At 61.3% G+C, this 21,737-nt stretch carries 21 protein-coding genes; 15 read left to right on the top strand and 6 right to left on the bottom strand.

The genetic code is table 11. The features are described from left to right. Nucleotides 1–40 precede the first annotated feature (40 nt). A complete protein-coding gene (locus V9L13_RS19160) occupies nucleotides 41–673 on the top strand; it encodes a 2OG-Fe(II) oxygenase (RefSeq protein ID WP_226500874.1) in 633 nt (210 codons plus the stop codon). Between the two features lies 1 nt (nucleotide 674). Next, nucleotides 675–1,160, top strand: a complete 486-nt coding sequence (locus tag V9L13_RS19155; protein ID WP_338800263.1) for a DUF523 domain-containing protein — start codon at nucleotides 675–677, stop codon at nucleotides 1,158–1,160. Between the two features lie 119 nt (nucleotides 1,161–1,279). On the opposite strand, the gene V9L13_RS19150 is transcribed toward V9L13_RS19155, so the two are convergent. Next, a complete protein-coding gene (locus tag V9L13_RS19150; RefSeq protein WP_338800262.1) occupies nucleotides 1,280–1,846 on the bottom strand; it encodes a transporter substrate-binding domain-containing protein in 567 nt (188 codons plus the stop codon). Between the two features lie 135 nt (nucleotides 1,847–1,981). Between V9L13_RS19150 and V9L13_RS19145 the strand changes: the two genes are divergently transcribed. Then, nucleotides 1,982–2,407, top strand: a complete 426-nt coding sequence (locus V9L13_RS19145) for a DUF4399 domain-containing protein (protein ID WP_338800261.1) — start codon at nucleotides 1,982–1,984, stop codon at nucleotides 2,405–2,407. Between the two features lie 62 nt (nucleotides 2,408–2,469). Here V9L13_RS19145 and serA read toward each other — a convergent pair whose 3' ends face one another. Continuing rightward, the gene (gene serA / locus V9L13_RS19140) at nucleotides 2,470–3,699 is read right to left on the bottom strand and encodes a phosphoglycerate dehydrogenase (RefSeq protein WP_003229219.1); all 1,230 of its coding nucleotides are present in this window, start codon (nucleotides 3,697–3,699) and stop codon (nucleotides 2,470–2,472) included. 204 nt (nucleotides 3,700–3,903) lie between these two features. On the opposite strand from serA, the gene V9L13_RS19135 reads away from it, so the two are divergent. From V9L13_RS19135 to V9L13_RS19120, 4 genes are all read left to right on the top strand, one after another. Beyond that, nucleotides 3,904–5,298: an FAD-binding oxidoreductase gene (locus tag V9L13_RS19135; protein ID WP_027610529.1), complete on the top strand. Its 1,395-nt coding sequence runs from the start codon at nucleotides 3,904–3,906 to the stop codon at nucleotides 5,296–5,298. 39 nt (nucleotides 5,299–5,337) lie between these two features. Next, nucleotides 5,338–6,003, top strand: coding sequence for a fumarylacetoacetate hydrolase family protein (locus tag V9L13_RS19130; protein ID WP_003229216.1), 666 nt, complete (start codon nucleotides 5,338–5,340; stop codon nucleotides 6,001–6,003). 285 nt (nucleotides 6,004–6,288) lie between these two features. Further along, the gene (locus V9L13_RS19125) at nucleotides 6,289–7,212 is read left to right on the top strand and encodes an SdiA-regulated domain-containing protein (protein ID WP_226500879.1); all 924 of its coding nucleotides are present in this window, start codon (nucleotides 6,289–6,291) and stop codon (nucleotides 7,210–7,212) included. A gap of 190 nt (nucleotides 7,213–7,402) precedes the next feature. Then, entirely contained in the window at nucleotides 7,403–8,320 is a 918-nt protein-coding gene (locus V9L13_RS19120) for an SdiA-regulated domain-containing protein (RefSeq protein WP_338800260.1), read from the top strand. A gap of 148 nt (nucleotides 8,321–8,468) precedes the next feature. On the opposite strand, the gene rpiA is transcribed toward V9L13_RS19120, so the two are convergent. Beyond that, a complete protein-coding gene (gene rpiA / locus V9L13_RS19115; RefSeq protein WP_166221608.1) occupies nucleotides 8,469–9,143 on the bottom strand; it encodes a ribose-5-phosphate isomerase RpiA in 675 nt (224 codons plus the stop codon). 301 nt (nucleotides 9,144–9,444) lie between these two features. On the opposite strand from rpiA, the gene ilvA reads away from it, so the two are divergent. Together ilvA and V9L13_RS19105 are read left to right on the top strand one after the other, a co-directional pair. After that, nucleotides 9,445–10,959 (top strand): threonine ammonia-lyase, biosynthetic, encoded by a 1,515-nt coding sequence (gene ilvA / locus V9L13_RS19110; protein ID WP_338800259.1) that lies wholly within the window; start codon nucleotides 9,445–9,447, stop codon nucleotides 10,957–10,959. Nucleotides 10,960–10,998: 39 nt separating this feature from the next. Further along, on the top strand, nucleotides 10,999–11,424 hold the full coding sequence (locus tag V9L13_RS19105; RefSeq protein ID WP_338800258.1) for a DUF2269 domain-containing protein: 426 nt from the start codon (nucleotides 10,999–11,001) through the stop codon (nucleotides 11,422–11,424). A 106-nt stretch (nucleotides 11,425–11,530) separates the two neighbouring features. Here V9L13_RS19105 and V9L13_RS19100 read toward each other — a convergent pair whose 3' ends face one another. After that, nucleotides 11,531–12,187, bottom strand: coding sequence for an HAD family hydrolase (locus tag V9L13_RS19100; protein WP_003229206.1), 657 nt, complete (start codon nucleotides 12,185–12,187; stop codon nucleotides 11,531–11,533). A 143-nt stretch (nucleotides 12,188–12,330) separates the two neighbouring features. On the opposite strand from V9L13_RS19100, the gene V9L13_RS19095 reads away from it, so the two are divergent. Beyond that, a complete protein-coding gene (locus V9L13_RS19095; protein ID WP_003229203.1) occupies nucleotides 12,331–12,810 on the top strand; it encodes an RNA pyrophosphohydrolase in 480 nt (159 codons plus the stop codon). A gap of 22 nt (nucleotides 12,811–12,832) precedes the next feature. Beyond that, nucleotides 12,833–15,112 (top strand): phosphoenolpyruvate--protein phosphotransferase, encoded by a 2,280-nt coding sequence (gene ptsP, locus V9L13_RS19090; protein WP_003229199.1) that lies wholly within the window; start codon nucleotides 12,833–12,835, stop codon nucleotides 15,110–15,112. A 116-nt stretch (nucleotides 15,113–15,228) separates the two neighbouring features. On the opposite strand, the gene V9L13_RS19085 is transcribed toward ptsP, so the two are convergent. Continuing rightward, complete coding sequence (locus V9L13_RS19085) at nucleotides 15,229–15,975, bottom strand: NRDE family protein (protein ID WP_338800257.1); 747 nt, start codon at nucleotides 15,973–15,975, stop codon at nucleotides 15,229–15,231. A 130-nt stretch (nucleotides 15,976–16,105) separates the two neighbouring features. Between V9L13_RS19085 and V9L13_RS19080 the strand changes: the two genes are divergently transcribed. The 3 genes from V9L13_RS19080 (at nucleotide 16,106) to V9L13_RS19070 (ending at nucleotide 18,819) form a co-directional block, all read left to right on the top strand. Next, nucleotides 16,106–16,888: a sulfite exporter TauE/SafE family protein gene (locus V9L13_RS19080; RefSeq protein WP_338800256.1), complete on the top strand. Its 783-nt coding sequence runs from the start codon at nucleotides 16,106–16,108 to the stop codon at nucleotides 16,886–16,888. A 93-nt stretch (nucleotides 16,889–16,981) separates the two neighbouring features. Continuing rightward, nucleotides 16,982–17,797 (top strand): prolipoprotein diacylglyceryl transferase, encoded by an 816-nt coding sequence (lgt, locus tag V9L13_RS19075; RefSeq protein WP_003229193.1) that lies wholly within the window; start codon nucleotides 16,982–16,984, stop codon nucleotides 17,795–17,797. 50 nt (nucleotides 17,798–17,847) lie between these two features. Next, entirely contained in the window at nucleotides 17,848–18,819 is a 972-nt protein-coding gene (locus V9L13_RS19070) for a thymidylate synthase (RefSeq protein ID WP_047596629.1), read from the top strand. Between the two features lie 123 nt (nucleotides 18,820–18,942). On the opposite strand, the gene cadR is transcribed toward V9L13_RS19070, so the two are convergent. Then, a complete protein-coding gene (gene cadR / locus V9L13_RS19065; protein ID WP_003229189.1) occupies nucleotides 18,943–19,392 on the bottom strand; it encodes a Cd(II)/Pb(II)-responsive transcriptional regulator in 450 nt (149 codons plus the stop codon). A gap of 84 nt (nucleotides 19,393–19,476) precedes the next feature. On the opposite strand from cadR, the gene V9L13_RS19060 reads away from it, so the two are divergent. Continuing rightward, a complete protein-coding gene (locus V9L13_RS19060) occupies nucleotides 19,477–21,732 on the top strand; it encodes a heavy metal translocating P-type ATPase (protein WP_338800255.1) in 2,256 nt (751 codons plus the stop codon). The last annotated feature ends 5 nt before the right edge of the window (nucleotides 21,733–21,737 follow it).

Genomic DNA, 21,737 nt, shown 5'->3' with positions numbered 1-21,737 from the left:
CGCTGCGTGGCTCTGTCGGATTTCTTGCCGCCGGCATACTATGCGCGCCATGCAAATATCCTCTGAACACCCGCTGCTGTTACGTATCGTCGACGACCTGGCCGAACATGGCTGGTCGCAGCAGAACATTTTCCTGCCCGCGGGTTTGACCCGTGAGCTGGCGGCCGAGTGCCGCAAACGTGAGGCCGAGGGTGAACTGGCGCCGGCGGGGGTAGGCCGTGGGCCGTTTTCGGAGATTCGCGAGGGCATTCGCGGCGACCACATCCAGTGGATCGACCCGGGCCAGGCCGAGGCCAGCGACCGTTATCTGAGCCTGATGGACAGTCTGCGCGAGGCGCTCAATCGTGGGCTGTTCCTCGGGCTTGAGGATTTCGAATGCCATTTCGCCCTGTATCCGCCGGGCGCGTTTTACCGCAAGCACGTCGACCGTTTTCGCGACGATGACCGGCGCATGGTTTCGGCGGTGGTCTACCTCAATGACGCGTGGTTGCCGGAAGACGGTGGTCAGCTGCGCATGTACCTGGACGATGAGCGCGTCCACGACGTGCAACCCACCGGCGGCTGTCTGGTGGTGTTCCTCTCCGGCGAGGTGCCGCATGAAGTGCTGCCGGCGCACCGCGAACGCCTGTCGCTGACCGGCTGGTTCCGTCGCCGTGGCAACGAGCCGTTCTGATATGCAGAAGATTCTGGTCAGCCGCTGCCTGTTGGGCCACCGCGTGCGTTACGACGGCGGGGCCAGCGGGCCGTTCGATTTGCTCGAACAGTGGATCGCCGAGGGCCGCGTGGTACCGCTGTGTCCGGAAGTAGCTGGCGGTTTGCCAACCCCGCGGGCAGCGGCGGAGATCCCGGGTGGGCAGGGCGCGGAAGTGCTCGATGGCCAAGCGGCGGTGATCACCAGCGAGGGCGAGGACGTCAGCGCGCAGTTTCTCGATGGTGCGCGGCAAGCGCTGGAGCTGGTGCAAAAGCACGGCATCCGTGTGGCGGTGCTCAAGGCCAACAGTCCTTCCTGCGGGAATTTGCTGACCTATGACGGGACGTTCAGTGGGGTGAAGGTCTCGGGAGAAGGCGTTACGGCGGCGCTGCTCAAACGCCACGGGGTGCAGGTGTTCAGTGAGCTCGAATTGTCTGAGGCCGCAATCGCCCTGACCCAACTCGACTGAAAGCCACCCAAAACCCATGTGGGAGCGGGCTTGCTCGCGAAAGCGGCGGGTCATCCAACCTGTGTATTGCCTGACACGACGCCTTCGGGAGCAAGCCCCCTCCCACAGGGTTTGTGTGTTTATTTGGGTTCGGTGAACCACTTCTCGGACAACGCCGCCAACCGCCCATCCGCCTTGATCCGCTGCAACGCACCCGCAAGGCTCGCCTGAAACGCCGGGTTGCCCTTCTGAAACGGAATCGCCAGCTCCACCGGGGTCGCCTTCGGCTTTTCCTCGGTCAACGTCTGTACCAGTACCATCGGCCGTGGCTGCTCATCCTTCTTCGCCCATAGCTGCGAGTCGACCTTGCCGTAAGACTCGCTGAAGTCGAAACGATCCTTGAGTTCAGGTGTCAGTGCTATGTGATTGAGCGCAACGTCGTACTTGCCGCTCTCAACGCCCTGAAGCAGGTCGGCGTCGTCGGTGACGATGAAGTCGGCGCGTACATCCAGCTCGTTGGCCAGCAGTTGCCCAAGCTCGACCTCGAACCCCGTGAGTGTGTCGCCGTCCTTGAAATTGAAGGGCGGTGTATTAGCCTCAAGGGCTATGCGCAACTCGCCACGGTCGTTGACGTCATCAATCAGTTCGGCGTGAGCCAGCGGGCTCAGAAGGGGTAGCAGGCAGATCAGGCCAGGCAGAAAACGCATGGTCACTCCTTTGAAATCATTATCGCGATGCTCTGAGTCAGGCTCGCTTTGCTATGGTTGTCGAGTGCCTTCGGCAACGAATGGTCATGAAGTTGTCATGACCGCGCGGATTTTACGAAAAAACTGGAGAAGAGAATGAAAACATTCATGTCACGTGCAGCGCTGGCTGGCCTTCTGTTGGGTGCTTCGATGATGGCCAGCGCCGCCACAGAGGCGCCGGCGGGCGCTTCAGTGAGTATCGTCGAGCCAAGCAGTGGCGCCGTTGTCGACAAGACATTCAAGGTCAAGTTTGAAGTCAAAGGCATCGCACTGGCGCCGGCAGGCGATCCGACCGCGAACACCGGCCACCATCACCTGCTGGTCGATGCCAAGGACATCATCCCGGCGGGCGCGGTGATTCCGGCAGACGCCAACCACATCCACTTCGGCAAGGCGCAGACCGAAACCGAACTGACGCTGACCCCAGGCAAGCACACCTTGCAACTGGAACTGGGCGACAAGGGCCACATGGCCTTCGATCCGCCAATCGTTTCGGAAAAGATCACCGTGACGGTGAAGTAACGTTTTCAGCGGCATGAAAAAGGGAGCCTCGAAGGCTCCCTTTTTCATTGCTCGGCGTTCGATCAGAACAACACGCGGCTACGGATAGTACCGTTGACGTGTTGCAGCTTCTCTTGCGCCAGCTCCGAGTACTCGGCGTCGACGTCGATCACCACGTAACCGACTTTCTCGTTGGTCTGCAGGAACTGACCGGAGATGTTGATACCGTTTTCGGCGAAGACCTTGTTGATCTCGCTCATCACACCCGGGATGTTCTCGTGGATGTGCAGCAGACGGTGCTTGCCAGGGTGAGCCGGCAGGGCCACTTCCGGGAAGTTCACCGACGAAACGGATGTACCGTTGTCGCTGTACTTGACCAGTTTTTCCGCCACTTCCAGACCGATGTTGGCCTGCGCTTCGGCAGTCGAACCACCGATGTGCGGGGTCAGGATCACGTTGTCCAGGCCACGCAGCGGGCTTTCGAACTCTTCGTCGTTGGAGCGAGGCTCCACCGGGAATACGTCGATGGCCGCGCCGATCAGGTGCTTGTCCTTGATCGCGTCCGCCAGGGCGTCCAGCTCGACCACGGTGCCGCGCGCGGCGTTGATCAGGATGCCGCCCTTCTTGATGGCGCGGATTTCCTTCTCGCCGATCATCCACTGGGTCGCAGCGGTTTCCGGAACGTGCAGGGTGACGATGTCGGACATGCCCAGCAGTTCGTGCAGGTTGCCGACCTGAGTAGCGTTGCCCAGCGGCAGCTTGGTCACGGTGTCGTAGAAGAACACCTGCATGCCCAGACCTTCAGCCAGAACCGACAGCTGCGTACCGATCGAGCCGTAGCCGACGATGCCGAGTTTCTTGCCACGGATCTCGAAGGAGTTGGCTGCGGATTTGATCCAGCCGCCACGATGGCAGGAAGCGTTTTTCTCCGGGATGCCGCGCAGCAGCAGGATCGCTTCGGCCAGCACCAGTTCCGCGACGGAGCGGGTGTTGGAGTACGGCGCGTTGAACACGGCGATGCCGCGCTCGCGGGCAGCACTCAGGTCAACCTGGTTGGTGCCGATGCAGAAACAGCCGACTGCCACCAGCTTCTTCGCGTGATCGAAGATCTCTTCGGTCAGTTGGGTGCGCGAACGAATGCCGATGAAGTGAGCGTCAGCGATCTTTTCCTTGAGCTCGGCTTCCGGCAAGGAGCCTGTCAGGTATTCGATGCTGGTGTAGCCCGCCGCCTTGAGGACGTCGACAGCCGATTGGTGGACGCCTTCGAGAAGAAGGAACTTGATCTTGCTCTTATCGAGAGAAGTCTTGCTCATCTGCGTAAACCTGTATCCCGGAGAAAAATGGCAGGAAATGGTCAACAGACATTGACCTGGACGACAAGAAAGCCGTCACCGCAGAACTGGCCTTGGGCACTGGCCTGCGGGGTCGGTATGCTAGCATAGCCATCCCGCTAAACACTCATTCCTGCGACGTGAAGCGTCTTCAGGATGACCATGAATTGTTCGAGAGTTCTGTCGATGACCAATCCTGCCCTGATTGATGAACTGAAGACCCTGGTCGAGCCTGGCAAGGTCCTGACCGACGCCGACTCCCTGAACGCGTACGGCAAGGATTGGACCAAGCACTTCGCCCCCGCGCCGAGCGCCATCGTATTCCCCAAGACCATCGAGCAGGTGCAGGCCATCGTCCGCTGGGCCAACACCCATAAAGTGGCGCTGGTGCCGTCGGGCGGGCGCACCGGGCTGTCCGCCGCCGCCGTGGCCGCGAATGGCGAAGTGGTGGTGTCGTTCGATTACATGAACCAGATCCTCGACGTGAACCTCACCGACCGCACCGCCGTGTGTCAGCCGGGTGTGGTCACCGAACATTTGCAGAACGTCGCCGAAGAAAACGGCCTGTACTACCCGGTGGACTTCGCTTCGGCCGGTTCCAGCCAGATTGGCGGCAATATCGGCACCAATGCCGGCGGGATCAAGGTGATTCGCTACGGCATGACCCGTAACTGGGTCGCCGGCCTGAAAGTGGTCACCGGCAAGGGCGATGTGCTGGAGCTGAACAAGGACCTGATCAAGAACGCCACCGGCTACGACCTGCGCCAGTTGTTCATCGGCGCCGAAGGCACCCTCGGCTTTGTGGTCGAAGCGACCATGCGTCTGGATCGCGCACCGAAAAACCTGACCGCCATGGTGCTCGGCACCGCCGACTTCGACTCGATCATGCCGGTGCTCCACGCCTTCCAGGGCAAGCTTGATCTGACCGCGTTCGAATTCTTCTCCGACAAGGCATTGGCCAAAGTGCTGGGGCGTGGCGACGTACCGGCGCCGTTCGAAACCGACTGCCCGTTCTACGCGCTGCTGGAATTCGAAGCGACCAGCGAAGCAGTGGCCAACACGGCGCTGGAAACCTTCGAACACTGCGTCGAGCAAGGCTGGGTGCTGGACGGCGTGATGAGCCAGAGCGAAACCCAGCTGCAGAATCTGTGGAAGCTGCGCGAGTACATCTCCGAGACGATCTCGCACTGGACACCGTACAAGAACGACATCTCGGTCACCGTGTCGAAAGTGCCGGCATTCCTGCAGGAAATCGACGCGATCGTCGGCGAATACTACCCGGACTTCGAAATTGTCTGGTTCGGCCATATCGGCGACGGCAACCTGCACCTGAACATTCTCAAGCCGGATAACCTGAGCAAGGACGAGTTTTTCGCCAAGTGCGCCACCGTCAACAAGTGGGTATTCGAAACCGTCGAGAAGTACAACGGCTCGATTTCCGCCGAACACGGCGTGGGCATGACCAAGCGCGACTACTTGACGTACAGCCGCTCTCCGGTCGAAATCGAGTACATGAAAGCGGTCAAAGCGGTGTTCGATCCGAACGGCATCATGAACCCGGGCAAGATTTTCGCGGTTTGATTGGCAATCCCCTGAATCAATGAAGGCAGGAGTCGGTAAATGAGCTATCAGCACCAGTATGTCGACGGCACGCGCATTCACTTCCCGATCGGGAAAGTCGTGTGCATTGGCCGTAATTACGCCGAACACGCCAAGGAACTGGACAATCCGGTTCCTACCGAACCGTTGCTGTTCATCAAGCCGGGCAGTTGCGTGGTGCCGCTGGAAGGCGGCTTCAGCATTCCGACCGAGCGCGGTTCGGTGCACTACGAAGCGGAAATCGCCGTGTTGATCGGCAAGCCGCTGTCGACCAAGCCGAGCCGTGAAGAAGTGCTCGACGCGATCTCCGGGTTCGCCCCGGCGCTGGACCTGACCCTGCGCGACAAGCAGGCCGAGCTCAAGTCCAAGGGCCTGCCATGGGAAATCGCCAAGTCGTTCGACGGCGCGGCAGTGATCGCCCCGTTCGTGGTCGGCAGCACCTTCGCTGATCTGACCGACATCGGCATCCGCCTGACCATCAACGGCGAAGTACGCCAGGACGGCAACAGCAGCGCGATGCTCAACCCGATCGTGCCGATGATCCAGCACATGGCCGGCTGCTTCTCGCTGCAGGCCGGCGACGTAATCCTCACCGGCACGCCAGTGGGCGTCGGCCCGCTGAATGTCGGCGACGACATCGTCCTGGAACTGGTTGGAGCGAGCCGTTTCAGCAGCAGCGTGCGCTGACCGAACGCATTCGATACACAGCAACTGTGGCGAGGGAGCTTGCTCCCGCTGGACTGCGCAGCAGGCCCCTGCTTTTTGAAGTGAAAAGCAAGGTCGCTTCGCGCCCCAGCGGGAGCAAGTGCCCGCTCCTGCATTGGCTCTGTGTCGCGGCTCGCAAAGCCGCACGACAATCCCGCCTTTTGCCGTTTTTTTCACATCCTGTCCGGATAATTCCTCTCATTCTGGCGTCTGAGCCGGCCTCTTTGTGCTATTACCCATAGCCTGAATTTTCGGAACGCGTCCCTGATGTCAGCTCAAACTCAGCTCAAAACTTCCCGTCGCTCACGTTTTGCCCTGCGCTGGTATGTCTGGCTATTGCTGGTGCTCGCCGTCGCTTATGGCCTGGCGCACATCATGCATTGGGACGACCGTGGCCTGCTGTGGCTGCGCGAACGTTTCGAGAGCCAGGCCGAGCAGAAGGCAAGCATCTGGTTGCCGGATTATCGGGCGGTGATCGACGGCAAGCTGCTGCCGGGCATGGAAAAGGACGAGGCCTCGGACCTGTCCTACAACCCGCAGACCAAAACCCTGTTTTCGGTGATGGGCAAGAATCCGTTTCTGGTCGAACTGAGCTTGCAGGGTGATGTGCTGCGCAAGATGCCACTGGTTGGCTGGATCAATCCTGAAGGCGTGACCGTGATGGAAAACGGCCTGATGGCGATTGTCGACGAGCGCGAGCACCTGCTGACCATCGTCAAGGTCGATGCCAACACCCGCGAGCTGAATATCGCCGACTTCCCGAAATACGATCTCGGTCCGTCGAAAAACCAGAACAAGGCGTTCGAGGCAATCACCTGGGATCCGCGCAACCAGCAGTTGCTGCTGGGCGAAGAACGGCCACCGGCGCTGTTCACCTGGAAAAGCGACGGCAGCCAGATCCTCAAGGGCGACAAGCAGAAGCTGGCCAATGATGAACTGGATATCCGCAACCTCTCGGCACTGGCCATCGACCCGCGTACCGGCCACACCCTGGTGCTGTCCGCCGATTCGCACCTGTTGCTGGAGCTGGACGAGAAGGGCGAGCAAGTCAGCTTCATGACCCTGCTCGGCGGCTTCAACGGATTGAAGAACACCATTCCCCGTGCCGAAGGCGTGACCATGGACGACGCGGGTACGCTGTACATGGTCAGTGAGCCGAACTTGTTCTACCGCTTCGAAAAGCAGAAGTAGCAGCCTGAACCTCTCCCTGTAGGAGCTGCCGCAGGCTGCGATCTTTTGATTTTGTTTTTCAAGATCAAAAGATCGCAGCCTTCGGCAGCTCCTACACGGTTCTGTTGTGGGCAAGGGCAAGTGGCCATTAAGCTTCAGTTCAGACAGGCGTGATATTTCATCCGCCTGTTTTGATCCCGAGCCTGCCCGAATGCGTCGACTTGCCCGCCCCAAGCCCCTGTTTATCATCCTGTCGGTTGTTGCCCTGATCGCGTTGATTGCGATCGGCCAATACCTGCGCCTGTTCGAGCGCGCCTGGTTCAATCTGCATACCTTGTGGCAGCCGTTGAGCAGCGAGGCCATTGGTCTGGGTCAATACCGGGTCGAGGTCGAAGCTCGGGTCATCGAAGGGCTGAACGACGATGTTTCGGCGCTGACCTACGATCCGGTGCGCAAGAGCCTGTTCACCGTGACCAACAAGAATGCCGAACTGGTCGAGTTGTCGCTTAAAGGCAAAATTCTGCGGCGCATCGCGTTGATTGGTTTCGGCGATGCGGAAGCGGTCGAGTTCATCAGCGCCGACACCTACGTGATCACTGACGAGCGCGAGCAACGTCTGATCAAGGTCCATCTGGAGCAAGGCACGACCTTCCTCGATGCGGCGGACGCCGAACAAATGACCCTCGGCGTGCACATGAGTGGCAACAAGGGCTTCGAAGGCCTGGCGTATGACTCGGTGGGCAAGCGCCTGTTCGTCGCCAAGGAGCGCGATCCGATGCTGATTTATGAAGTGCACGGATTTCCGCACTTCAATCCGGAAAAGTCCTACGCGGTGCACGTGATCAACAACCCCAAGCGCGATGCCGGGATGTTCGTGCGCGATCTGTCGAGCCTGCAATACGACGAGCGCAGCGGCCATTTGCTGGCGCTGTCCGACGAGTCGGGGCTGATTCTGGAGCTGGATGTGGACGGGCGGCCGTTGAGCACACTGTCACTGAACAAGGGACGGCAGGGTTTACAGAAGAGCGTGCCGCAGGCCGAGGGCATCGCGATGGATGACGATGGGGCGTTGTATCTGGTAAGCGAACCGAACTTGTTTTACGTCTTCAAGAAACCTGCGCAAAACTGACTGACACCCCAAAAAACCAAATGTGGGAGCGGGCTTGCTCGCGAATGCGGTGTATCAGACAAATTAATGTATCTGACACACCGCATTCGCGAGCAAGCCCGCTCCCACAGGGGGTGATGCAATTACCCTAAGAATGGGGCGGCCGGGCTTACTCAGCCTTCAGCGTCTTCACACCTTCGCTGGTGCCCAGCAACAGCAGATCCGCCGGCCGCGCCGCGAACAGACCGTTGGTGACCACGCCGACGATCGCGTTGATCTGCGCTTCCAGCTCCACCGGATTGGTGATCTGCAGGTTGAACACGTCGAGGATGATGTTGCCGTTATCGGTCAGCACGCCTTCGCGGTACACCGGGTCGCCGCCCAGTTTCACCAGTTGACGGGCCACGTGGCTGCGGGCCATCGGGATCACTTCGACCGGCAGCGGGAATTCGCCCAGCACCGGCACCAGTTTGCTGGCGTCGGCGATGCAGATGAAGGTCTTGGCCACGGCCGCGACGATCTTCTCGCGGGTCAGGGCGGCGCCGCCGCCCTTGATCAGGTTCAGGTGTTCGTCGCTTTCATCGGCGCCATCGACGTAGAACTCCAGATCGCTGACGGTGTTCAGCTCATACACCGGAATCCCGTGGCCCTTGAGGCGCGCCGCAGTGGCTTCGGAGCTGGCGACCGCGCCATCGAACGCGCCCTTGTGCTGGGCCAGTGCATCGATGAAGCAGTTGGCGGTGGAGCCGGTGCCGACCCCGACGATGCTCTTGTCGTCGAGTTTCGGAAGGATGAAGTCGACGGCGGCCTGAGCCACTGCCTGTTTGAGTTGATCCTGGGTCATGCGGGCTCCGGAAGCGGGCAAGGTGGGTACGGAAAGGCCGGCATTATAGGCCCCGCGGTGGTGAAGGGGGAAACACCCCTGTGGCGAGGGAGCTTGCTCCCGCTGGAGCGCGAAGCGGTCCTTTGCATTCTTTCAGGCAAATCGAATGTTCTGATTTACGACTGCTGCGCAGCCGAGCGGGAGCAAGCTCCCTCGCCACAATAGTTCTCCACACCCTAAAACCCCCTGTTCAGTGTGGTCGCCCGGGCAAAAGCCGGGTTAGACTCCTTGGCCCTGCCCAACCGCTCAGTGATGCTTTCCGATGCTCGAACAGTACGTCAAAAAGATCCTCACCTCGCGCGTTTATGACGTTGCCGTAGAAACCCCGCTGCAGAACGCTCGCCAGCTCTCCGAGCGGCTGGGCAATGACATCTGGCTCAAGCGCGAAGACTTGCAGCCGGTGTTCTCGTTCAAGATTCGCGGCGCGTACAACAAGTTGACCCAGTTGACTGACGAAGAGCGCGCCCGTGGCGTGGTCACCGCATCGGCGGGCAACCATGCGCAGGGTCTGGCGCTGGCGGCGAAAGTGCTGGGCGTGAAAGCGACCATCGTGATGCCCAAGACCACCCCCGAGATCAAGGTCGAAGGCGTGCGTTCGCGCGGCGGCAAAGTCGTGCTGCACGGCGATTCCTTCCCGGAAGCCTTGGCCTATTCGCTGAAACTGGTCGATGAAAAGGGCTACGTTTACATCCACCCGTACGACGATCCGCACACCATTGCCGGGCAGGGCACCGTGGCGATGGAAATTCTGCGCCAGCACCCGCAACCGCTGGACGCGATTTTCGTGCCGGTCGGCGGCGGCGGGCTGATCGCTGGCATCGCGGCGTACGTGAAATACCTGCGTCCGGACATCAAGGTCATCGGCGTCGAGCCGGACGACTCCAACTGCCTGCAAGCGGCCATGGCCGCCGGCGAGCGTGTGGTCCTGCCGACCGTGGGCATCTTTGCCGACGGCGTGGCCGTGGCGCAGATCGGCCAGCACACCTTCGACATCTGCAAGGATTACGTCGACGAAGTGATCACCGTCAGCACCGACGAAATCTGTGCGGCAATCAAGGATATCTACGACGATACCCGCTCGATCACCGAACCTGCCGGTGCCTTGGGTGTGGCCGGGATCAAGAAGTACGTCGAGTTGCGTGGCGTCAGCGGCCAGACCTTCGTCGCCATCGACTCCGGGGCCAACGTCAACTTCGATCGCCTGCGCCACGTCGCCGAACGCGCCGAGCTGGGCGAGGGCCGCGAAGCGATCATCGCCGTGACCATCCCGGAGCAGGCCGGCAGCTTCAAGGCGTTTTGCGAAGCGATCGGCAAGCGCCAGATCACCGAATTCAACTACCGCTACAACACCGGCAGCGAAGCGCACATCTTCGTTGGCGTGCAGACTCACCCGGAAAACGACCCGCGCAGCGCACTGCTGGCGAGCCTGACCGGGCAGGGATTCCCGGTGCTCGACCTGACCGACAACGAACTGGCCAAGTTGCACATTCGCCACATGGTCGGCGGCCACGCGGCGCACGTCATCGACGAAGTGGTGTTTCGCTTCGAATTCCCGGAGCGTCCGGGCGCGCTGTTCAACTTCCTCAACAAACTGGGCGGACGCTGGAACATCTCGATGTTCCACTACCGTAACCACGGCGCGGCGGACGGCCGGGTGGTCGCGGGCCTGCAAGTCCCGCATGACGAGCGTCATCTGGTGCCGGCGGCGCTTGAGGAAATCGGCTACCCGTATTGGGATGAAAGTGAAAACCCGGCCTATCAGCTGTTTCTTGGCTGAGCGGCTACGCTGATGGGCAGGCCATAAGGAAATCGAACAATGGAAACGTTAACTGCCCTGAAAACCGCGCACATGGTCGCCACCGTGGTGTTGCTGGCCAGTGCGCTGGGTCTGGGAATCTGGGTTTTTCTCGCGCGGCGCAAAGGTGATGCCACGGCGGGCAGCCGCACCCTGCAACGGCCACGGGTGTTCATCTGGTTGTTGATGGGCCTGGCGCTGTTGAGCATGCCGTTCACTGGCTGGGGCATGGTGCATCTGGTTGGCTGGCCGCTGGGACAGACCTGGTTGCTGGCCTCCAGCGTGCTGTACACCGTGGCGGCACTGGCGTGGTTCTGGTTGCTGGTGCGGTTGAATCGGTTGCGCAAGGCGCCGAGCGGGTTGGGGCGGTTCAGCTTTGCCCTGGCGTTGTTCAGCATTGTCTGCTTTATCGCCATTGCCGGGTTGATGGGGGCCAAGCCTGTTTAAGGCTTCACACCGCGTTGGCCCCATTCGGGAGCAAGCCCCCTCCCACATTGGATTTGTGCTGTGAACACGGTCCCCTGTGGGAGCGGGCTTGCTCGCGAAGGCGTAATCAGTCGCGCAATGAGATAACTGGCCAGCCACGCTTCTCGGCCTCGGCGCGCAGATTCGGATCCGGATCAACGGCCACCGGGTTCGCCACCTGCTCCAGCAGCGGCAAATCATTCATCGAATCGCTATAGAAATAGCTGTCATCCAACGAATACCCAGTCTCATCCAGCCAACGATTCAGGCGCGTCACCTTGCCCTCACGGAAGCACGGAATGTCGGTGCTGCGCCCGGTGTAGCGGCCATCGACCATCTCGCACTCGGTGGCGATCAGGGTTTCAACGCCCAGGCGCACGGCAATCGGGGCGGTGACGAAGCGGTTGGTGGCGGTGATGATCACCAGTTTGTCACCGGCGTCGCGGTGCTGTTTCAGCAGTTCCAGTGCCTTGGGCAGCACGATCGGCTCGATGCAGTCGCGCATGTAGTCGTTGTGCCACTGTTCGAGCACGGCCATTTCGGTGCGGCCGAGGATTTCCAGGCAGAAGTTCAGGTACGCGGCGTTATCCAGCTTGCCGGCCAGGTAATCCTGATAGAACTCGTCGTTGCGCGTCTTGTACGCCACCGGGTCGAGGAAGCCGCGTTCGCACAGATAGTCGCCCCAGGCGTGATCGCTGTCGCCGCCCAGAAGGGTGTTGTCCAAATCGAATAGAGCCAGGCGCATTGCAGTTACCCGCTGAAAAGTCAGTAAAAAGGCGACAAGAATACGGTCTTTTCACAAGAGTGCACATAAGGTAGGAACCTTCGTTGCCGCCTTATCAAGCTTTGTGGAACAATGCGGCGACATGCGTTTGCGAGGTTGTTGCCGTGATCGACCCCGATGGTTTCCGCCCCAATGTCGGGATCATTCTGACGAATGACGCCGGCCAGGTGCTATGGGCTCGCCGTATCAATCAAGATGCCTGGCAGTTTCCACAAGGGGGAATCAACCCCGAGGAGACGCCGGAGGACGCCTTGTACCGCGAGCTGAACGAAGAAGTTGGCCTGGAACGTGAAGATGTTGAAATACTGGCCTGTACTCGTGGCTGGTTGCGCTATCGTTTGCCGCAACGTCTGGTGCGTACCCACAGCCAACCGCTGTGCATCGGCCAGAAACAGAAATGGTTTCTCCTGCGCCTGATCTCCAACGAGCAGCGGGTGCGGATGGATTTGACCGGTAAACCGGAGTTCGATGGCTGGCGCTGGGTCAGTTATTGGTATCCGTTGGGCCAGGTGGTGACATTCAAGCGCGAGGTGTATCGACGCGCCCTCAAAGAGCTTGCCCCGCGCCTTTTAGCGCGCGACTGACGACGGAGTTCGACCCCGAGCCATGCTCAATACGCTGCGCAAGATCGTCCAGGAAGTTAACTCCGCCAAGGATCTCAAGGCGGCGTTGGGGATTATTGTGTTGCGCGTCAAAGAGGCCATGGGCAGCCAGGTCTGCTCGGTCTACCTGCTTGATCCCGAGACCAACCGCTTCGTCCTGATGGCCACCGAGGGCTTGAACAAGCGCTCGATCGGCAAAGTCAGCATGGCACCCAACGAAGGTCTGGTGGGTCTGGTCGGCACGCGTGAAGAACCCCTGAACCTCGAAAATGCTGCGGATCACCCGCGCTACCGCTACTTCGCCGAGACCGGCGAGGAGCGCTACGCCTCGTTCCTCGGGGCGCCGATCATTCACCACCGCCGCGTCGTCGGCGTGTTGGTCATCCAGCAGAAAGAACGTCGCCAGTTCGACGAAGGTGAAGAAGCCTTCCTCGTGACGATGAGCGCGCAGCTCGCCGGCGTTATCGCCCACGCCGAGGCCACCGGCTCGATCCGTGGTCTGGGCCGTCAGGGCAAGGGCATTCAGGAAGCCAAGTTCGTCGGCGTACCGGGTTCGCCGGGTGCTGCCGTCGGTACCGCGGTGGTCATGCTGCCGCCAGCGGATCTGGACGTGGTGCCGGACAAGCACATCACCGACATCGACGCTGAGCTGGCGCTGTTCAAGACCGCCATCGAAGGCGTGCGCGCCGACATGCGCGCGTTGTCCGCCAAGCTCGCGACCCAGCTGCGCCCGGAAGAGCGCGCGCTGTTCGACGTTTACCTGATGATGCTCGACGATGCCTCGCTGGGCAGCGAAGTCACCACCGTGATCAAGACCGGCCAATGGGCCCAGGGCGCACTGCGTCAGGTGGTCACGGATCACGTCAACCGTTTCGAACTGATGGACGACGCCTACCTGCGCGAGCGCGCGTCGGACGTCAAAGACCTCGGTCGGCGCCTACTGGCGTATCTGCAGGAAGAGCGTCAGCAGAACCTGGTCTACCCGGAAAAAACCATTCTGGTCAGCGAAGAGCTGACGCCGGCCATGCTCGGCGAGGTGCCGGAAGGCACGCTGGTCGGTCTGGTGTCGGTCCTCGGTTCGGGTAACTCCCACGTCGCGATTCTGGCCCGGGCCATGGGCATTCCGACGGTGATGGGCCTGGTCGACCTGCCGTACGCCAAGGTCGACGGCATCGAGGTGATCGTCGATGGCACCCGCGGCGAGGTCTACACCAACCCCAGCGACGTCCTGCGCAAGCAGTTCGCCGAGGTGGTCGAAGAAGAGAAACAACTGGCGCTGGGCCTCGACACCCTGCGTGATCTGCCGTGCGTGACCCTCGATGGCCACCGCATGCCGCTGTGGGTCAACACTGGCCTGCTGGCCGATGTGGCGCGGGCACAGAAGCGTGGCGCCGAAGGTGTCGGCCTGTACCGCACCGAAGTGCCGTTCATGATCAATCAGCGCTTCCCGAGCGAAAAGGAACAACTGGCGATCTACCGCGAACAGCTCGCCGCGTTCCACCCGCAACCGGTGACCATGCGCAGCCTGGACATCGGCGGTGACAAGTCGCTGTCGTACTTCCCGATCAAGGAAGACAACCCGTTCCTCGGCTGGCGCGGGATTCGCGTGACCCTCGACCACCCGGAAATCTTCCTGGTGCAGACCCGCGCGATGCTCAAGGCCAGCGAAGGCCTGAACAATCTGCGGATCCTGCTGCCGATGATTTCCGGCACCCACGAACTCGAAGAAGCTCTGCACCTGATCCACCGGGCCTGGGGTGAAGTGCGCGACGAAGGCACCGACGTGCCGATGCCGCCGATCGGGGTGATGATCGAAATTCCGGCCGCGGTGTACCAGACCAAGGAACTGGCGCGGCAGGTGGACTTCCTGTCGGTAGGCTCCAACGACCTGACCCAGTACCTGCTGGCCGTCGACCGCAACAACCCGCGGGTGGCCGATCTCTACGACTACCTGCACCCGGCAGTGCTGCAAGCCCTGCAAACCGTGGTGCGCGACGCGCATGCCGAAGGCAAACCGGTGAGTATCTGCGGCGAAATGGCCGGTGATCCGGCGGCGGCGGTGCTGTTGATGGCGATGGGCTTCGACAGTCTGTCGATGAACGCCACCAACCTGCCGAAAGTGAAGTGGATGCTGCGTCAGATCAACCTGAGCAAGGCCAAGGATCTGCTGGCCGAGCTGATGACCATCGACAACCCGCAAGTGATCCACAGCTCGCTGCAACTGGCGCTGAAAAATCTCGGGTTGTCGAAGATGAATCCGCCGGCGGTCAACAAGGCTCTCTAAAACCTTGTGGGCCTCTTCGCGAGCAAGCCCGCTCCCACATTTGACCGAGTTCTACCTTTGGAATGTGGTCGAATGTGGGAGCGGGCTTGCTCGCGAAGGCGTCAGTTCAAACGCTGCTAAACAGCAATCTCCACCTCGCCCAAATGCCCGCCATATGGCCCAAAGCTGCGCTCCACCATCCACCGCGTCCCGTCCGCCTGCACAATCAGCGCCGTACTCGCCCGCGTGCCATAACTCTGGCTGGCAATGAACACACTCGACAGCAGCGATTCGGTGGCCAGCCCGACCCCGGTATCCGGCAGTTCGGCAAACGGCGCGGTCTGCGCATCGCCCAGCAGCTCCAGTAACCGCGCAGGCTGTGGATCATCCAGCACCGCACTCAGTGCAGCCTTGGCCTTGAGCAGTTTCGGCCACGGCGTATCCAGCCCGGCATTCGATAGCCCGTAGATCCCCGGCTCGAGCATCACCGGCTCGGACGTCCGCGCATTGAAGTGCCACAGCTCATGGGCATTGCCCAGCAGCAGGTTGAACCCGGCGTATTCCGGCGCGCGAGCGACCACATCGCGCAAATAATCATCAATCGACGCATCGCCCGTGAGAAACCGCGCCACCAGCTCTCCCCGCGACTTGCGCGCCGGTGGCTGGTGCGGGTCGCGGATATTGGTCAGCGCGGCAAAGCGCCCATTGGCGCCGATTCCCAGCCACGTGCCGCCAGCCTCAAGATCGCGCCCCGCGTGCACGTGCGGCGCGTCGGCCCATGGCGCCAGCGGCAGGCTCGGGCGGGCGTAGAACTCGTCACGGTTGGCCGCGACGATCAGCGGCTGGGCATGGCCCGGGCGCCAGGCGAAAACAATCAGGCACATAAGGTGGTCCTTGTGTGTTTTTTGCTCACTCTACGCAGTCAGCGTCCGTGCATCCATCGCCAGTTCCGCCAGAGGGTGTGCATCCGTTACCATGCCGCTCCGGTTTTGGGGATGCGTCTGGGAGACGGCCGTGGAATTTCTGCTCTATCTGGCGCTGGGCGCCTGTGCGGGCGTGCTGGCCGGGCTGTTCGGGGTGGGCGGCGGGATCATTATTGTCCCGGTGCTGGTGTTCAGTTTTACCTTGCAGGGTTTCGATCAGTCGATCCTTACACATCTGGCGGTTGGCACGTCGCTGGCGACGATCATCTTCACCTCGGTCAATGCCGTGCGCGAACACCATCGGCGTGGCGCCGTGCGCTGGCCGATTTTCAAGTGGATGGCGGTTGGCATACTGCTCGGCGCCGGTTTCGGTGCGCTGACGGCCGAGGCGATTTCCGGGCCGAACCTGCAAAAGATCATCGGCGTGCTTGCCTTGGTGATCTCGCTGCAGTTGGCGCTGGACATCAAACCCAAGGCCAGTCGAACCGTCCCCGGCAAACTCGGTCTGACCGTGGCCGGGAGCGTAATCGGTTGGGCGTCGGCGATTTTTGGCGTCGGCGGCGGTTCGCTGACCGTGCCGTTTCTGACCTGGCGCAGCGTGCCGATGCAGCAAGCCGTGGCGACCTCGTCAGCCTGTGGCCTGCCGATCGCCCTGGTCAGTGCATTAAGTTTCATGATTCTGGGCTGGCACGATTCGTTGTTGCCGCCGCATAGTCTCGGTTTTGTTTATTTGCCGGCGCTGCTGGGCATTGCCCTGACCAGCATGGTCTTCGCCCGTCTCGGCGCGCGCCTGGCCCACAGATTGTCGCCGCGCTTGCTGAAACGGCTGTTCGCCGCTTTGCTGTTCTGCGTGGGCCTGAATTTCCTGCTCTGACCTGCTGGTTCAGAGCAGGCCGCAATCCTGGCTTAATCCTGAGGTGGCAGCGTCGCCCGGGAATTTTGGTTTCAACTCTAACGAGGAGTCGCAATGCTGCCTTACCCGCAGATCGACCCGGTGGCCCTGGCCATCGGTCCGCTGAAAATCCACTGGTACGGCCTGATGTACCTCGTCGGCATCGGCGGCGCATGGCTGCTGGCGTCGAGCCGGCTCAACCGTTTCGACCCGACCTGGACCAAGGAGAAGCTCTCCGACCTGGTGTTCTGGCTGTCGATGGGGGTGATTGTCGGTGGACGTCTGGGTTACGTGCTGTTCTATGACCTGAGCGCGTACATCGCCAACCCGACGCTGATTTTCGAAGTGTGGAAGGGCGGCATGTCGTTCCATGGCGGATTCATCGGCGTGATGCTCGCCGCGCTGTGGTTCGGCAAGCGTAACGGCAAGACCTTCTTCCAGCTGATGGACTTCGTTGCGCCGATGGTGCCGATCGGTCTGGGCGCCGGGCGCATCGGCAACTTCATCAATGCCGAGCTGTGGGGCAAGCCGACCGACGTGCCGTGGGCGATGATCTTCCCGCCGTTCAGCGATCCGGCGCAGCTGCCGCGTCACCCGTCGCAGCTGTATCAGTTCGCGCTCGAAGGCGTCGCGCTGTTCCTGATCCTGTGGCTGTTCTCGCGTAAGCCGCGCCCGACCATGGCTGTGTCCGGCATGTTCGCGCTGTTCTACGGCATCTTCCGTTTCATCGTCGAGTTCGTCCGCGTACCGGACGCGCAACTGGGCTACCTGGCCTGGAACTGGCTGACCATGGGGCAAGTGCTGTGCGTACCGATGATTGTCGCCGGACTGTTCCTGATCTGGCTGGCCTATCGTCGCGCGCCGGCAGCACCGCTCGCGCCGACCGCTTAAACTACGAACCCCGGCGCGCGACGCCGGGGCTCAAAGGACACAGGTAACTCATGAAGCAATATCTCGAACTGGTCTCGCACGTCATTCAGAACGGCACCAAACAGGCCAACCGCACCGGCATCAACACCATCAGCTTCCCGGGTGCGATGCTGCGTTTCGATCTGCAGGAAGGCTTTCCGGCGATCACCACCCGCAAGATGGCCTTCAAATCGGCCATCGGCGAGATGTGCGGTTTTCTGCGTGGCGTGAACAACGCCGCTGAATTCCGTGCGCTGGGCTGCAAGGTCTGGGACCAGAACGCCAACGAAAATGCGCAGTGGCTGGCCAACCCGTTCCGTCAGGGCGAAGACGACCTCGGCGAAATCTACGGCGTGCAATGGCGCAAATGGCCGGCGTACAAGCAGATCCCGCTGAGCAACACCGCTGCCATCGAACAAACCCTGAGCAACGGCTACAAGCAGATCGCCCAGGGCGAAGAGGACGGCCAGGCTTACGTGGTGCTGTACAAAGCCATCGATCAGGTGCGCCAGTGCGTCGACACGATCATCAAGGATCCGGGCAGTCGCCGCATCCTGTTCCACGGCTGGAACGTCGCCCAGCTCGATGAGATGGCCCTGCCGCCGTGCCATCTGCTGTACCAGTTCCACCCGAACGTCGAGACCAAAGAGATCTCCCTGACCCTGTACATCCGCTCCAACGACCTGGGTCTGGGCACGCCGTTCAACCTCACCGAAGGCGCCGCGCTGCTCAGCCTGATCGGGCGTCTGACCGGCTACACGCCGCGCTGGTTCACCTATTTCATCGGTGATGCGCACGTCTACGAGAACCACCTGGACATGCTTAACGAACAGCTCAAGCGCGAGCCGTTCGCCATGCCGAAGCTGAAAATCTCCGATCGTGTGCCGGAGTTTGCCAAGACCGGTGTGTATCAGCCGGAGTGGCTGGAGCTGGTCGAGCCGAGCGACTTCTCGCTGGAAGGCTATGAGCACCACGCGCCAATGACCGCGCCGATGGCGGTCTGACAAGCAATACAAAAACCTGTGGGAGCGAGCTTGCTCGCGAAGGCGGAGTGTCAGTTGATAGAAATATTGACTGAACTACCGCTTTCGCGAGCAAGCTCGCTCCCACAGTGTTTTAGGGTGTTCTTAATGGCCGTGGCTACGGCCTACATGGGAGTGTTCGACTTCCGTCGCCACAACCCCGCCACTCACCTCCAGCCGCTGCAAGATCCCGCACTGATCCGCCCCCGGCCCTTCGCCACAGCGTTGGCGCAGGTCGAGCAGTTGTGTCTGCAACGCCAACAAGCCATCAATCCGCGCCTTCACATGCTGGATGTGCTCGTCGATCAGCGCATTGACGTTTTCGCACTGGTCCTGCGGGCTGTCGCGCAAGGTCAGCAGGCTGCGGATCTCTTCGAGGGTCATGTCGAGGGTGCGGCAGTTGCGGATGAAAGTCAGGCGTTCGGCGTGGGCCTGGGTGTAAACGCGGTAGTTACCGTCGCTGCGCGCCGGTTCCGGCAGCAGGTTTTCGCGCTCGTAATAGCGGATGGTTTCCACGGCGCAGTCGGTGAGTTTCGCCAGTTCTCCGATCTTCATGACGGCAATCTCCAAAAGGGTGCTTGACCCTATAGTGGCTACAGGGTCTTTACTTGGCAACAGGCACCTTTATGGACGCGACCAATGAGCGATTCCCAGCACAACCACAAATCCCACGCGGGACACGACCACAGCCACAAATTGCAGCCTGTGCATAAGCATGACCACGGTGGCGATTCCTGCTGCGCGTCGAAAGCCGCTGCGCCTGCGCGGGTGCAACTGAGCGAAAAGACCAGCGCTGACGCCCGCCTGAGCAGTTTCCGCATCGAGGCGATGGACTGTCCGACCGAGCAGACGCTGATCCAGAACAAGCTCGGCAAACTGGCCGGTGTGCAGCAGCTGGAATTCAACCTGATCAACCGCGTGCTCGGCGTGACCCACAATCTGCCGGACACCGCGCCGATTACCGAGGCGATTACCTCGCTGGGCATGCACGCCGAACCGCTGGAGGCGGGCGTCGAAGCCCCGGCCCCGGCGTCGGTGAAAAAACACTGGTGGCCCCTGGCGCTGTCCGGCGTTGGTGCGCTGGCGGCTGAAGTAATCCACTTCACCAACGCCGCGCCGACCTGGGTGGTGGCGATCATTGCGCTGGTGTCGATCCTCAGCGGCGGCCTGACCACTTACAAAAAGGGCTGGATCGCCCTGAAGAACCGCAATCTCAACATCAACGCACTGATGAGCATCGCGGTGACCGGTGCGGTGTTGATCGGGCAGTGGCCGGAAGCGGCGATGGTGATGTTCCTGTTCACCGTGGCCGAGCTGATCGAAGCGCGCTCGCTGGATCGTGCGCGCAACGCCATCAGCGGCCTGATGCAGATGACCCCGGAACAGGCCACGGTGCAGCAAGCCGACGGCAACTGGGTCGAACAAGAGGTTAAAAGCGTCGAACTCGGCGCCCGCGTGCGGGTAAAACCCGGCGAGCGCATTGCGCTGGACGGCGAAGTCGTCAGCGGCAGCTCGACCATCGATCAAGCGCCGATCACCGGCGAAAGCCTGCCTGTGGAGAAAACCATCGGCGACAAAGTCTTCGCCGGCACCATCAACCAGGCCGGCGCGCTGGAATACACGGTGACTGCGGCGGCGAACAACTCGACCCTGGCGCGGATCATCCACGCCGTCGAGCAGGCGCAAGGCGCACGGGCGCCGACGCAGCGCTTCGTCGATCAGTTCTCGAAAATCTACACCCCGGTGGTGTTCGTGCTGGCGCTGGCCGTGGCGATCATTCCGCCGCTGTTCATGGGCGCGGTGTGGTTCGACTGGATCTATCGCGCACTGGTGCTGTTGGTGGTGGCATGTCCGTGTGCCCTGGTGATTTCCACCCCGGTGACCATCGTCAGCGGCCTCGCGGCAGCGGCGCGCAAAGGCATTCTGGTCAAGGGTGGCGTGTACCTGGAGGGCGGTTTCAAGCTCGATTATCTGGCGCTGGACAAGACCGGCACGATCACCCACGGCAAACCGGTGCAGACCGATTACCTGTCGCTGGACCCGACCGCTGACGCCACAGCCCCGGCGATTGCCGCCGCGCTGGCCGGGCGTTCCGATCACCCGGTGTCGCTGGCCATCGCCAATGCGGCTGTGGATAAAAAACTCACCGTGCTGAGTGTGGATAACTTCGAAGCGCTGGCCGGGCGTGGTGTGAAGGGCCAGGTCAACGGCCAGACCTATCACTTGGGCAACCACCGTCTGGTTGAAGAGCTGGGCCTGTGCTCGCCGCAACTGGAAGAGAAGCTGTTTGCGCTGGAGAAGCAGGGCAAGTCCGTGGTGTTGCTGCTCGACAGTTCCGGCCCGCTGGCGCTGTTCGCCGTGGCCGACACGGTCAAGGAATCCAGCCGCGAAGCGATCCGCCAGTTGCACGCGCTGGGCGTGAAAACCCTGATGCTCACCGGTGACAACGTGCACACCGCACAGGCGATTGCCGCGCAGGTCGGCATCGATCAAGCCAAAGGCGACTTGCTCCCGACCGACAAGCTGCAGGCTATCGAAGAGCTTTATGCACAGGGGCATCGGGTCGGCATGGTCGGCGACGGTATCAACGACGCCCCGGCGCTGGCGCGGGCCGAAATCGGTTTCGCCATGGCGGCCGCCGGCACCGACACCGCGATTGAAACCGCCGATGTCGCCCTGATGGACGATGATCTGCGCAAGATCCCGGCGTTCATCAGCCTGTCGCGCGACACCGCGAGCATCCTGAAACAGAACATCGCCTTGGCCCTGGTGATCAAGGCTATCTTTCTTGGGGTAACCTTCGCCGGGCTCGCCACCATGTGGATGGCGGTGTTCGCCGACATGGGCGTGAGCCTGCTGGTGGTGTTCAACGGTTTGCGCCTGCTGCGCAAATAAACGAT

It is taken from the genome of Pseudomonas sp. RSB 5.4 (assembly GCF_037126175.1).
GTDB classification, from domain to species: Bacteria; Pseudomonadota; Gammaproteobacteria; order Pseudomonadales; family Pseudomonadaceae; genus Aquipseudomonas; species Aquipseudomonas fluorescens_H.
Note: the sequence above shows the minus strand (reverse complement) of the source record. Positions and strands in the feature narration are given on the sequence as shown.

What these genes read in the sequence shown, in the direction of transcription:
- ptsP (WP_003229199.1), top strand. Translation starts at nt 12,833, where the DNA reads ATGCTCAATACGCTGCGCAAGATCGTCCAGGAAGTTAACTCCGCCAAG.
- V9L13_RS19135 (WP_027610529.1), top strand. Translation starts at nt 3,904, where the DNA reads ATGACCAATCCTGCCCTGATTGATGAACTGAAGACCCTGGTCGAGCCT.
- V9L13_RS19150 (WP_338800262.1), bottom strand. Translation starts at nt 1,846, where the DNA reads ATGCGTTTTCTGCCTGGCCTGATCTGCCTGCTACCCCTTCTGAGCCCG.
- V9L13_RS19130 (WP_003229216.1), top strand. Translation starts at nt 5,338, where the DNA reads ATGAGCTATCAGCACCAGTATGTCGACGGCACGCGCATTCACTTCCCG.
- V9L13_RS19145 (WP_338800261.1), top strand. Translation starts at nt 1,982, where the DNA reads ATGAAAACATTCATGTCACGTGCAGCGCTGGCTGGCCTTCTGTTGGGT.
- V9L13_RS19070 (WP_047596629.1), top strand. Translation starts at nt 17,848, where the DNA reads ATGAAGCAATATCTCGAACTGGTCTCGCACGTCATTCAGAACGGCACC.
- rpiA (WP_166221608.1), bottom strand. Translation starts at nt 9,143, where the DNA reads ATGACCCAGGATCAACTCAAACAGGCAGTGGCTCAGGCCGCCGTCGAC.
- ilvA (WP_338800259.1), top strand. Translation starts at nt 9,445, where the DNA reads ATGCTCGAACAGTACGTCAAAAAGATCCTCACCTCGCGCGTTTATGAC.
- V9L13_RS19100 (WP_003229206.1), bottom strand. Translation starts at nt 12,187, where the DNA reads ATGCGCCTGGCTCTATTCGATTTGGACAACACCCTTCTGGGCGGCGAC.
- V9L13_RS19125 (WP_226500879.1), top strand. Translation starts at nt 6,289, where the DNA reads ATGTCAGCTCAAACTCAGCTCAAAACTTCCCGTCGCTCACGTTTTGCC.
- cadR (WP_003229189.1), bottom strand. Translation starts at nt 19,392, where the DNA reads ATGAAGATCGGAGAACTGGCGAAACTCACCGACTGCGCCGTGGAAACC.
- V9L13_RS19160 (WP_226500874.1), top strand. Translation starts at nt 41, where the DNA reads ATGCGCGCCATGCAAATATCCTCTGAACACCCGCTGCTGTTACGTATC.
- V9L13_RS19085 (WP_338800257.1), bottom strand. Translation starts at nt 15,975, where the DNA reads ATGTGCCTGATTGTTTTCGCCTGGCGCCCGGGCCATGCCCAGCCGCTG.
- V9L13_RS19105 (WP_338800258.1), top strand. Translation starts at nt 10,999, where the DNA reads ATGGAAACGTTAACTGCCCTGAAAACCGCGCACATGGTCGCCACCGTG.
- V9L13_RS19060 (WP_338800255.1), top strand. Translation starts at nt 19,477, where the DNA reads ATGAGCGATTCCCAGCACAACCACAAATCCCACGCGGGACACGACCAC.
- V9L13_RS19155 (WP_338800263.1), top strand. Translation starts at nt 675, where the DNA reads ATGCAGAAGATTCTGGTCAGCCGCTGCCTGTTGGGCCACCGCGTGCGT.
- serA (WP_003229219.1), bottom strand. Translation starts at nt 3,699, where the DNA reads ATGAGCAAGACTTCTCTCGATAAGAGCAAGATCAAGTTCCTTCTTCTC.
- V9L13_RS19120 (WP_338800260.1), top strand. Translation starts at nt 7,403, where the DNA reads ATGCGTCGACTTGCCCGCCCCAAGCCCCTGTTTATCATCCTGTCGGTT.
- lgt (WP_003229193.1), top strand. Translation starts at nt 16,982, where the DNA reads ATGCTGCCTTACCCGCAGATCGACCCGGTGGCCCTGGCCATCGGTCCG.